Here is a 789-nt window from a genome sequence, read left to right on the forward strand (position 1 = left end):
TCTTTGTCTAAACCTTCCAGAAACTCGATCAAGCGATTAGTGGTCTTCCCCGCGGCGGATACCACCACCAGATCATTCTCAGCAGAGTATTCTTTGAGAATATCGGCCACACGTAAGTAACATTCAGGGTTTGCTAAGCTGCTGCCGCCAAATTTATGTAACTGACGTTGTACACTCATTTTTTAGTTCTCCTATTACTGAGCAGCTTTTACAAAGGCTTGATCGAGATCGGCAATCAGGTCTTGTGCATCTTCTAAACCCACAGACAAACGAAGCAGCTGATGCGACACGCCCGCTTCCGCTAACGCCTCTTCCCCCATGGCTCGATGCGTCATAGATGCGGGGTGACAAATCAAACTCTCCACGCCACCAAGCGACTCTGCAAGAGAAAACAGTTCGAGCTCTTTAACAAACACTTTAAGTTGCTCAAATGAGCCTGCAAATTCAAAGCTCAACATAGACCCAAAACCCGACTGCTGCTTTTTCGCGATTTCGTGACCTGGGTGATCTGGCAAGCTCGGATGGTAAATCTTCGCGACCAAAGCCTGCTGTTGTAGGTAGTTGAGTACGTGTTGAGAGCTTTCTTCGTGCACTCGCATACGGGCGCCTAAAGTGCGGATCCCACGCAACGTCATGTAACTATCGAAAGGCGTACCCGTGGCGCCAATACAGTTTCCCCACCATGCAAGCTCTTCTGCGTGCGCTTCTGTTTTGGTGATCACCACACCACCAATCACGTCCGAGTGACCGTTAATGTATTTTGTAGTTGAGTGGATAACAAAATCAGCA

Annotated in this window: 2 protein-coding genes; both read right to left on the reverse strand. The window is 48.4% G+C overall.

The window, feature by feature from the left end:
- The coding region (locus tag R7Q48_RS26445) for a hypothetical protein (protein WP_318133174.1) at positions 1-179 on the reverse strand (179 nt) is incomplete at its 3' end.
- A gap of 15 nt (positions 180-194) precedes the next feature.
- A partial coding sequence (locus R7Q48_RS26450) for a PLP-dependent transferase (RefSeq protein ID WP_318133172.1) occupies positions 195-789 on the reverse strand: 595 nt, incomplete at its 5' end.

The sequence above is a fragment of the Vibrio sp. 378 genome (assembly GCF_033339435.1).